This window comes from Streptomyces sp. HSS9-12, assembly GCF_054963655.1.
The window spans coordinates 34,066-44,034 of the sequence record NZ_JBUEGC010000052.1 but is presented as its reverse complement, the minus strand read 5'-3'; the positions used below and the strand labels follow the sequence as shown (position 1 = coordinate 44,034).

The following is a 9,969-nucleotide window of genomic DNA, read 5'->3' as shown; positions in this document are numbered from 1 at the left end:
GGGGTGGCCCAGACCTCCACGGCAGGCGAGCGGCGCCACGAAGCCGCGCCCTCATCGCGCGGCGGGAGCGTCCGTGCGGTGGAAAGGGACGGGGACGAACGGCGAATATCCGCCACAGTCGCCTTCGGACCGTCGGCATCGCAGTGGCCACGGTCGGTGCCCCTGTGCTCCTCCAGTTCGAACCAGACTTCCTTGCCCGAGCCGTCAGGAGCCCGCCGTACGCCCCAGCGAGTCGCGCAGGCATCCACGAGCATCAGCCCGCGTCCGCTCTCGTCCTCCGCGCCGGCCGGCCGCGTCATGGGCAGCAACGGGACCTGGTCACGCGCCGCGCACCGCAGAACGCAGCCGTCGCCTCGCAGCCGGACCAGGACCGGCTGCTCGGTGTGGACGAGCGCATTGCCGACGATCTCCGTGGCCAGCAGGCATGCCATATCGGTGAATTGAGGCGAGTGACGCTCGTGGAGCGCTGCCCGCAGCGCGGCCCGGACGACGCGGACCATCCATCGTTGCGCATCGATGTGGATGTCGCAGACCCATTGGTCGGCCTCGGTGCAGCCGGCCGACGCCGGCGACGGACATTCGCTCATGATGCGCTCTTGACGAAGGTCACGGGCCGGATCTCGGGCACCTCGGCGAGCACGGAGTCGATGAATTCCTTGCGGTCGCCGGTCCGCAGAACGGGGACCCACCCTCGGGGGATGGGAACGTCGGCCGGCCAGAGGCAGTACTGATTCTGGCCGTTCTCCAGCAGTAGAAAGGTTCCGTCCCCGCTCTGGCTCGCATAGCGCATCGCTGATCTCCGTTCCGTGTCGGGGCGTTCCCGGCGATGGTGGGGGGTGGCCCAGCGGCCCCTGGACGCCGGGCCATCCCCACACTCACCAACACGGAATGGGGCACTGCAGAGTTCAAGGCCGCAATCCGCCCCTACAGGCGCCGGCAGGGTTGAGCGAGCGGTTTCAGGGCACGATTGAGTGGCCGCTCCGATCGACGGGGGAACGGGAGTCGAAGCGGCCACCCTCCCGAGCCGCCAGTGGTGCTCGGGAAGCTGCCGGGGGTTCCTGCTCCACCAGGTCCACCGCGCAGCTCACTATCTCTCACGGAGATCCAGCCCCGCTGGTTCACCGCAGAGCACCAGATCCTTCTCACAGCGGTCAACTACTCGCACCGTCCCTGAAGACCTCGACGCCGCGTGGGCGCCGGGCAGGCAGGACGGGCAGGCAGGACGGGCTCGATGGCCGGTCGGCACGCCCGCCCGAGTTCGGGGCGCGTCCGGCTCAAACTGCGGGGCCTCGGCAGCCGTGCCACGCTGGTCGTTGAGGGCAGCAGTGCCGAGGGAGGTGGCATGGTGAGCGTCAATCCTGTTCCGGAGGGTTACCCTCGGGTCTCGCCGTATCTGTGCGTGCACGACGCCGCGGCGGCCATCGACTTCTACAGTGCCGTGTTCGGCGCGACCGAACGGGTGCGGATGGCGGAACCCGGCGGCAAGATCGGCCACGCCGAACTGCGGCTCGGGGAGTCCGTCATCATGCTCGCCGACGAGTACCCCGACATGGGCATGCGTGGTCCGAAGTCGATCGGCGGCACACCCGTGACCCTGCACGTATACGTGGAGGACGTGAACACCGTCTTCGAGCAGGCGGTGAGCGCGGGAGCACATCCGATTCAGCCAGTGCAGAACCAGTTCTACGGGGACAGGTCCGGTCAGTTCGAGGACCCGTTCGGCCACCGCTGGAACGTCTCCACGCACATCGAGGATGTTGCGCCGGAGGAGTTGGCACGGCGGGCGGCTGAGCTGATGGGCTCCGCCTGAGGCTCACCTGCGCCGGCCGGGTGGTCGTACAGGCGCACTGGCCGGCCTGCCGCGCCCGCTGGTCACTCCCCCGCGTAGGCCTTCTGGAGTGCGGCGATGTCGAACTTGGTCATCGAGAGCATGACCTCGGTGGCCCGCTTCGCCTTCTCCGGGTCCGGATCGCTGATCATGTCGATGAGCACGGTGGGAACGACCTGCCAGGACACGCCGTACTTGTCCTTCAGCCAACCGCAGGCGACTTCCTGGCCACCCTCGGTGAGCTTGGTCCAGTAGTAGTCCACCTCGTCCTGGTCACTGCAGCGGATCTGGAACGAAATGGCTTCGTTGAACGTGAACTCCGGCCCACCGTTCAGTGCGACGAACTTCTGGCCGTTCAGCTCGAACTCGACCACCATGACCGTGCCTGCGGGACCCGGCCCGGCATCGGTGTAGCGGCTGACTCTTCCGAGCTTGGAGTTCTTGAAGATCGAGACGTAGTGGTTGGCTGCCTCTTCGGCTTGCCCGTCGAACCACAGGCATGTGGTGAGCGCGTCGGTGCTCATCTTGATCCCTCCTTGATCGCGGGTGTGTGGTACCCGTACCGACCGGTCTCTTACCGCAACATCGTCCCTCGGGGCACTGACAATGCCAGGGCGTCGGCGACGCGGCATTCCCGCCACACCTGTCGCGGGGCGTTACGAGGGCGCACTGCGGCGCGGTCGCCGTCCGGGCCGCGGAGGAGTGCCTTCAGCTGCACGGCGGCATCGGCATGACCTGGGAGTTGCCCGTGCATCTGTTCCTCAAGCGCGCCAAGCGACCAGATCGCGCTCGGTACCCCCGGCCACCACCAGGCCTCGCTCGCGGCCCTGGTCGACCTCCCGGCGCCGGTCGCCTGCGGCACCGGTCGCCTGCGGCCGGCGTCTCGGACAGGTGGGCACAACGGCAAGCCCGGCACCGGGCACCGCACACAGCGGGGCGCCCGGGCCGAACCCCAGCGATCGCCGACAGGCCAACGGCGGCCTGGCCTGAAGAGGTAATGGCCGGGGCCGTCGAGATTGTTTGGGGCGGTTCTCCCAGGTAAACGCAGGTCAGCGGATGGAAGCGCGGCCGGTCACGGCTGTGCGTTGCGCAGTAGCCGCGTATGACTCACTCGTGGAGGCGGACGCTTGCGCATTCCGGATGAGCAGCGACGTCAGGGAGACGGGTATACCGGTCAGGTCTCGATCACGGCATCGCAGTCGAGGCAGATCACGGATGCGTACTCCGGTGGGTACCACGGTGCCCCAGAGGGTTCAGACGGCTTCCAATCGGCGGTCGCCATGGCGAAGGTGTCCCTGCCGCAGAGGGTCCGTGGTCCGGTTGCCGTGGGCGTTCCCGGGGCGGCGGGTGCCGCGTGCACCCGGCGGACAGGCTGTTTCCCACCACGCGATGCCCCTGGGGAGGCACGCGATGTAACGGGTTTGTCGAGTTCGTACACGACGACGATCTCGCTCATGCCTCCACGGTAGGCCGCCGCGTGACCGGGAACGCTCGCCGTATCGGCTGCGAGGGGCAGCAGACTCAGGCGGGCGGTGACCAGCCGTGGATGATGATCTTCTTGTTCGCGATATTGAGGGCTGACTACGGCCGTGGCAAGCTCCGGGTGAACCGCCTAGCGGGAGGGCCAGTCCATGAGCCCCTACGTCTTTCACCTCGACAGCGGCCACGACATCGACCCCGTCCTCCTCGGCGGGAAGGGCGCCGGCCTCGCGGCGATGACCGCCGCCCGGGCCCCCGTACCGCCCGGATTCGCGGTCACCACCGAGGCGTTCGACGCCGTCCTGGCCCGGGGCGGCCTCGGTGACTGGGTGGACCGGACCATCGCCGCCATCGACCTCGACGACGTGAACGCGGTGGACACGGGCAGCGCCGCGATCCGCAAGGTCCTGCGGGAGCAGCCCGTGCCCGGCGGCATCCGGACCGCGCTGTACGACGCCTACGACGCCCTGTGCGCGGCATGCGGTACCGAGGTCCCGGTCGCCGTGCGATCGAGCGCGACCTCGGAGGACCTCCCGGACGCCAGCTTCGCCGGGCAGCAGGACACCTGCCTGTGGGTGACAGGTGCGGACGCGGTGCTGGATGCCGTCCGGCGGTGCTGGGCGGGCCTGTACAGCTCCCGCGCCCTCACCTATCGCGGGCGCAACCGCATCGCCGCCGAGGGCCTGTCCATGGCCGTCGTCGTGCAGAAGATGGTCAATGCCCGGGTGGCGGGAGTGGCGATGACCCTGGACCCGGTCAACGGGGACCGCTCGAAGATCGTCATCGACGCGAGCTGGGGTATCGGGGAGCTGGTCGTCTCCGGCGAGGTGACCCCGGACAACTACGTGGTCGACAAGGTCATGCTGACGCCCGTCTGCACGACCGTCTCGGTCAAGGCCGAGGAACTGGTCGCCGACGCCGCTGGGCGCACCCTGGTCAGGCGCCCGGTCGACGGGACGCGGCGCGCGCAACGGTGCCTGACTCCCGACGAGGTCGTCGAGGTGGCACGGCTGGCCAAGGCCGCCGAGAAGCACTACCGGAACCCGCAGGACGTCGAATGGGCCATCGACGCCGGCCTCCCGTCCCCGGGCAACGTGGTGCTGCTGCAGAGCCGCCCGGAAACCGTGTGGAGCCGCCGGGCCCGGACCTCCCCCGCCGCTTCGGCGGGGGCGGGCGCGCACAGCATCCTCAGGACTCTGCTCGGTCAGTTGCCCCACGGCGGGCATACCCATGAGGAAGGCCCTGACGACAACCCCTGACGAGCTCCAGGCCGTCACCCAATCCCCGCAGCCCGCACCCCCGCACCACCGCCCTGGCCCATCTTCCGCCGCTCAGAAGGACGTAGGTGCATGTCGAGCATGCCGAGCCGGACCCGGTTCCCCAGCCCCTACGAGCTCGCCGCACCGGCAGGGGCTGAAGGATGGGAGCAGCTCTACCCCTACCACCTGGTTTTCCAGCCGGACCTGCGTGAGCGCGAGGAGCGCAAGTTCTGGTTCTGCGACAGCCAGCACTGGCCGGTCGCCCTCAAGCCGTTCGAGACCATCGGCGTCGAGTTCGCCGTGCGCGCTCTGGGCCAGTACAACACCCGGCACTTCCTCGTTCCGTCCGCCAACGGCATCGAATACCGGGTCCACAACGGATACGTGTACTTGAGCCCCGTCGCCGTACCGCCCGAGGAGATTCCGGCCCGGGCTCCGGAGTTCCTCCGGCGCGCCGGGCACTACTACGCCAACTGGGAGACGCTGCTGGAGAACTGGAAGCGGAAGGTGCTCGGCACCATCGCCGAAATCGAGGAGCTGAGCTTCACCCCCCTGCCTGACGCGGTGCCGTTCGCGGACGTCGAGTCCGGTCTCGGCCTCGATGGCAGCGCCGGCCTGTTCAACGGCTACGACAAGCTGATCGAGCTGTGCTACCGCAACTGGCAGTACCACATGGAGTTCCTCAACCTCGGCTACGCCGCCTACCTGGACTTCTTCGAGTTCTGCAAGCAGCAGTTCCCGGGCATTCCCGACCAGGGGATCGCCATGATGGTCCAAGGCGTCGACATGGAACTGTTCCGTCCCGACGACGAACTCAAATCACTGGCGAAGCTCGCGGTCTCGCTGGGCATCGCCGACGCGGTGCGCAGCTCCGAGGACGCCGGTGAGTGCCTGTCCGCCGTCGCGACGGCCCCAGGAGGCGACCAGTGGCTGACGGCGTGGGAGAAGACCAAGCAGCCCTGGTTCAACTTCACCTCCGGCAACGGCTTCTACGGCTCCGACCAGTACTGGCTGGACCACCCGTCCATTCCTCTCGGCTATATCGCCGACTACGTCGGCCGCCTGGAACGCGGCGACGACATCGACCGCCCTGTCGCGGAACTGATCGTGGAGCGGGAGCGGATCACCACCGAGTACGGCGAGCTGCTCGATGACGGTCCCAGGGCCGAGTTCGAGGCCAAGCTCGGCCTGGCCCGCACGGTCTATCCGTACGTCGAGAACCACAACTTCTACATCGAGCACTGGACCATGGGTGTCTTCTGGCGCAAGGTCCGCGAGCTGTCCCGCATGCTCCACCAGGCCGGATTCTGGAATGAACCCGACGACCTGCTCTACCTCCGCCGTGACGAGGCCCGCCAGGCCCTGTTCGACTACGCCAACGCGTGGGCAGCCGGCGCGCCCGCGGTGGGGCCGTCGTACTGGCCCAAGGAAATCGCCCGTCGCAAGGCCATCGTCGACGCCCTCGCCAGCACGCGCCCCGAGCCCGCGCTGAACAAGCCGCCGCGGGTCATCACCGAGCCCTTCACCATCATGCTCTGGGGCATCACCTCGGACCGGATCGCCTCCTGGCTCGGCGATCCCGGCGACGCCGACGGGCTCACGGGCATGGCCGCGTCCCCCGGCGTCGTGGAGGGGGTGGCCCGCGTCATCACCGGACCGGAACAGCTCGGGACCGTCCAGGAGGGCGAGATCCTGGTGGCCCCGGTCACCGCGCCGAGCTGGGGCCCCGTGTTCGGCAGGATCCGCGCCACGGTCACCGACATCGGCGGGATGATGTCGCACGCCGCCATCGTGTGCCGGGAGTACAGCCTGCCCGCCGTCATCGGCACGGGCACGGCCTCCTCGGCCATCAAGACCGGGCAGCGCCTCCGGGTGGACGGCTCCCGCGGCGTCGTCACCGTTCTCGACTGACCCGGGTCTCCGGCCGGTGTTCCGCGCCGCGGAACGTCCGCACCGGTGGAGGGGGAAGACGGCGCATCGTATCGCTGGCGACGGGGGCTGCCGCCGCTTGCTGGTGAGGAGATCGCGATGACGCCCTTCATGGCTCGTGTGGCCGACATCGTCGGCGAATTTCCCGACGAGGCGCTCCGACCGACGACCACGCCCAGCGTGCCGAAGCCCGCGGGCATCGGGGCCGACAACCAGGTCCTGATCAGGTCGCTGGCGGAGCAGCTGGTGTCGGAGGCCAACGCCGTACTCGCCGACCGGGGCGAGCTGATCACGCTCGAGGACGAGCTCGCCGACGGCTGGCTCGGATTCCGGCTGCGCTATCGAGATCGCTGCGCCCGGGTGGTCACGCGATTCACCCGGGGCCGTGCCCTGGGCCGGCTGCTCGGCAGCGGGGTGGGCACCAGCCAGCCCCGGGAGTTGTCCGGCCCGCAGGAGGTGGAGACGCTGCTCCTCCTGCTCCTTGTCGATCCGGACGTCGCCGGCGGGCCGACTGGCTGAGCGGATCCGTTCCCCCTCGCGGGACGCCGCGGCGGGCCCGCTGGGGGCCGGCACACAGTCACAGTCAACCCAAGGAGGAAGCGTGCAGTACGAGCTGCGCCAGCAGGTGATCGAGCCGCGGCGCAAGACGTTCCAGAACCTCATCGACCGGTACGGCGACCGCACGGCGACCCGGTACGAGGAAGGCACCATCGACGTGCAGGCGACGGAGCACTTCCACTACCGCCCCCTGTGGGACCCGGCGCACGAGCTGTATGACGAGGACTACTCCGCGCTGAAGCTGACCGATCCGTACTCCTTCACCGACCCCCGGCAGTATTACTACGCGCCGTATGTCACGTCGCGGGCGCAGCTGCACGATGCGTTCGGCAAGACACTGGAGTACCTCGAGAAGCACGACCTGTTCGACCGGCTTCCGGAGAGCTGGCGCACGCTGGTGACCCGGCTGATGGTGCCCCTGCGCCACTACGAATCCGGTGCGCAGCTGGTGACCGTGAACGGCGCCAGGTTCGCGTACGGCACGACGGTGGAACAGTGCCTGTCGTATGCCGCCTTCGACCGCATCGGCAACGCGCAGCTGCTCAGCCGCGTGGGCATCGCGGCCGCGGGTGGCACGGCGGACGCTCTCGCCGACGCGAAGCGGGCGTGGGTCGACGACGACAGCATGCAGGGCCTGCGCCGGTTGGTGGAGGAACTGCTGATCGAGCCGGACTGGGCCACCGGGGTCATCGGATTCGACCTCGTCGACCGGCTGCTCTACCCGCTGCTGTACCACCACCTCGACGAGGCTGCCCTGTTCAGCGGCGCCGGGGCGTACAGCCTCGTGGCGCAGCACTTCACCGCCTGGTTCGCCGACCACCGTCGCTGGGTCGACGCGCTGACCGCCGCGTGGCTCGCGGACGAGCAGCACGCCGCCGCCAATCGCACGGTACTCGGAAGCATCGTGGCCGCGCGTCTGCCGCAGGTCATCGAGGCGGTCACCGCGCTGGCCGCCGCGATCGACCGAGTCGTCGACGCGAACGCCGTCGACGCCGTGCGGCTGGCGGCCGAAGAGCTCACCGCCGCGCTGGACATGGGCCAGGAGACCGCGACGAACTCCGAGGAGACGGCATGACCACCCCATCCACCGGTGTCCGCAAGGTCGGCGTCGATCTTCAGGAGTCCACGGAGGACACCCGTCGCGTCGTCGAGGCGATCGAGCGTGACAACCAGGACGCCACCGTCAGCTACCTGCCCGGACTCGTGAAGATCCAGGCCCCCGGACGCCTCGTCGTCCGCCGGGAAACCGTCGAGGACCTGCTCGGCCGCCCGTGGGAGACCCACGAGTTCCAGCTCGCGATCGTCTCGTACTACGGCCACATCGCCGAGTGGGATGACGACGAAATCGTCATCAAGTGGGACCACTGAGGAGCCGACCGACGATGGCCAACACCAAGAAGCTCTCCATGAAGCAGCGCTACTCGGCGCTGACGCGTGACCTCGACTGGGCGCCGTCCTACGTGAGCGAGGACCAACTGTTCCCGCACACGAGGTTCGAGGGCATCAAGATTCACGACTGGTCGAAGTGGGAGGACCCGTTCCGGCTCACGATCGACGCATACTGCAAGTACCAGGCGGAGAAGGACAAACGGCTCTACGCCGTGCTCGACGGCTTCGCGCAGTCGCAGGGTCACCTCACGCTCTCGGACGCCCGCTACCTGAATGCGATGAAGCTGTTCCTGCAGGGCGTGACTCCGCTGGAGTACCAGGCGCACCGCAACTTCGCCTATCTCGCCCGCCACTTCAACGGACCCGGCCCGCGGTTCGCCGCGCTGTGCCAGTCGATAGACGAACTGCGTCATCTGCAGACCGAGATCCACACGCTGTCGAACTACAACAAGTACTACGGTGGCTTGCACTCGTGGAGCAAGATGCACGACCGCGTGTGGTACCTCTCGGTGCCGAAGTCGTTCTTCGACGACGCGATCTCGGCCGGGCCGTTCGAGTTCCTCATCGCCATCGGGTTCTCGTTCGAGTACCTGCTGACCAATCTGCTGTTCGTCCCGTTCATGAGCGGTGCCAGCTTCAACGGCGATCTGCCGTCGATGACCTTCGGCTTCTCCGCGCAGAGCGACGAGAGCCGTCACATGACGCTGGGCCTCGAGGCCATCAAGTTCCTGCTCGAGCAGGACGAGGACAACGTCCCGATCGTGCAGGAGTGGATCGACAAGTGGTTCTGGCGCGGGTACCGGGTCACCGCGCTCGTCGCCGGAATGCTCGACTACATGCTTCCCCGGAAGGTGATGAGCTGGAAGGAGGCGTTCGAGCTCTACTTCGAGGAGCAGATGCTGGGCGGCCTCTTCAAGGACCTGGAGTTCTACGGCATCAGGCCGCCGCGCCACGTCGAGCACGCGGTCGGCGAGAAGGACGTGCTGAGTCACCAGGTCTACTGGACGCTGTACTCCTTCTCCTTCGCCGCGGGGTTCACGACCACCGTGCCCGAGGCCGGCGAGCAGGCGTGGCTGGCCGAGCAGTACCCGGACACGTTCCCCACGCTCTACAAGCCGCGCTGGGACAGGGCGCAGGAGATCGTCGACGGTGGCGGGCGGTTCTTCTTCCAGGGGCTGCCTCAGCTGTGCCAGACCTGCCAGATCCCCATGGTGTTCACCGAACCCGGTGACCCCAGGACGCTCTGCCAGCGGCACAGCGTCCACAACGGCGAACGGTTCGACTTCTGCTCGGACGGCTGCAAGTGGGTCTTCGACCGGGAGCCGGAGAAGTACGTCCAGGCCTGGATGCCGGTGCACCAGATCTACCAGGGCAACTGCGGCGGCCCCTCGGTGCCCGAAGTCCTCGCCTGGTACGGCCTGCAGGACGGTGACAACGGCGAGTACATCGGGTCGCTCGACCACCTCGACTGGCAGCGCTGGCACACGAGCGAGCCGGCCGCCGCTTCGACGGCTGAGGGGAGCTGAG

10 protein-coding genes and 1 pseudogene are annotated in these 9,969 nt (G+C 68.2%); 8 read left to right on the top strand and 3 right to left on the bottom strand.

The genetic code is table 11. The annotated features are described in order from the left end of the window. Both ACY34J_RS23905 and ACY34J_RS23900 read right to left on the bottom strand, forming a co-directional pair. On the bottom strand, positions 1–587 hold a 587-nt coding region (locus ACY34J_RS23905), incomplete at its 3' end, for an ATP-binding protein (RefSeq protein WP_462728671.1). After that, on the bottom strand, positions 584–790 hold the full coding sequence (locus tag ACY34J_RS23900) for an MbtH family NRPS accessory protein (protein WP_462728670.1): 207 nt from the start codon (positions 788–790) through the stop codon (positions 584–586). The genes ACY34J_RS23900 and ACY34J_RS23905, both read right to left, overlap by 4 nt. 552 nt (positions 791–1,342) lie before the next feature. On the opposite strand from ACY34J_RS23900, the gene ACY34J_RS23895 reads away from it, so the two are divergent. Beyond that, positions 1,343–1,810, top strand: a complete 468-nt coding sequence (locus ACY34J_RS23895) for a VOC family protein (RefSeq protein ID WP_462728669.1) — start codon at positions 1,343–1,345, stop codon at positions 1,808–1,810. 62 nt (positions 1,811–1,872) lie between these two features. Here ACY34J_RS23895 and ACY34J_RS23890 read toward each other — a convergent pair whose 3' ends face one another. After that, positions 1,873–2,352, bottom strand: coding sequence for a VOC family protein (locus ACY34J_RS23890; RefSeq protein WP_462728668.1), 480 nt, complete (start codon positions 2,350–2,352; stop codon positions 1,873–1,875). A gap of 146 nt (positions 2,353–2,498) precedes the next feature. Between ACY34J_RS23890 and ACY34J_RS23885 the strand changes: the two are divergent. The 7 genes and pseudogenes from ACY34J_RS23885 to ACY34J_RS23855 all read left to right on the top strand — a co-directional run. Beyond that, a pseudogene (locus ACY34J_RS23885) lies at positions 2,499–2,676 on the top strand (acyl-CoA dehydrogenase family protein); the annotation flags it as partial. A gap of 783 nt (positions 2,677–3,459) precedes the next feature. Beyond that, positions 3,460–4,566 carry a PEP/pyruvate-binding domain-containing protein gene (locus ACY34J_RS23880; RefSeq protein WP_462728667.1) on the top strand — a complete coding sequence of 369 codons (1,107 nt, stop codon included), beginning with the start codon at positions 3,460–3,462 and terminating at the stop codon, positions 4,564–4,566. A gap of 90 nt (positions 4,567–4,656) precedes the next feature. Further along, complete coding sequence (locus ACY34J_RS23875; protein ID WP_462728666.1) at positions 4,657–6,477, top strand: PEP-utilizing enzyme; 1,821 nt, start codon at positions 4,657–4,659, stop codon at positions 6,475–6,477. A 117-nt stretch (positions 6,478–6,594) separates the two neighbouring features. After that, positions 6,595–7,014, top strand: a complete 420-nt coding sequence (locus tag ACY34J_RS23870; protein ID WP_462728665.1) for a hypothetical protein — start codon at positions 6,595–6,597, stop codon at positions 7,012–7,014. An 82-nt stretch (positions 7,015–7,096) separates the two neighbouring features. Continuing rightward, a complete protein-coding gene (locus tag ACY34J_RS23865) occupies positions 7,097–8,128 on the top strand; it encodes a ferritin family protein (protein ID WP_462728664.1) in 1,032 nt (343 codons plus the stop codon). After that, a complete protein-coding gene (locus tag ACY34J_RS23860; RefSeq protein WP_462728663.1) occupies positions 8,125–8,421 on the top strand; it encodes an MmoB/DmpM family protein in 297 nt (98 codons plus the stop codon). Before ACY34J_RS23865 ends, ACY34J_RS23860 begins: the two co-directional genes overlap by 4 nt. Before the next feature lie 14 nt (positions 8,422–8,435). Next, entirely contained in the window at positions 8,436–9,968 is a 1,533-nt protein-coding gene (locus ACY34J_RS23855; RefSeq protein WP_462728662.1) for a YHS domain-containing protein, read from the top strand. Position 9,969: the final 1 nt, after the last annotated feature.

What these genes read in the sequence shown, in the direction of transcription:
- ACY34J_RS23900 (WP_462728670.1), bottom strand. Translation starts at nt 790, where the DNA reads ATGCGCTATGCGAGCCAGAGCGGGGACGGAACCTTTCTACTGCTGGAG.
- ACY34J_RS23895 (WP_462728669.1), top strand. Translation starts at nt 1,343, where the DNA reads ATGGTGAGCGTCAATCCTGTTCCGGAGGGTTACCCTCGGGTCTCGCCG.
- ACY34J_RS23890 (WP_462728668.1), bottom strand. Translation starts at nt 2,352, where the DNA reads ATGAGCACCGACGCGCTCACCACATGCCTGTGGTTCGACGGGCAAGCC.
- ACY34J_RS23880 (WP_462728667.1), top strand. Translation starts at nt 3,460, where the DNA reads ATGAGCCCCTACGTCTTTCACCTCGACAGCGGCCACGACATCGACCCC.
- ACY34J_RS23875 (WP_462728666.1), top strand. Translation starts at nt 4,657, where the DNA reads ATGTCGAGCATGCCGAGCCGGACCCGGTTCCCCAGCCCCTACGAGCTC.
- ACY34J_RS23870 (WP_462728665.1), top strand. Translation starts at nt 6,595, where the DNA reads ATGACGCCCTTCATGGCTCGTGTGGCCGACATCGTCGGCGAATTTCCC.
- ACY34J_RS23860 (WP_462728663.1), top strand. Translation starts at nt 8,125, where the DNA reads ATGACCACCCCATCCACCGGTGTCCGCAAGGTCGGCGTCGATCTTCAG.
- ACY34J_RS23855 (WP_462728662.1), top strand. Translation starts at nt 8,436, where the DNA reads ATGGCCAACACCAAGAAGCTCTCCATGAAGCAGCGCTACTCGGCGCTG.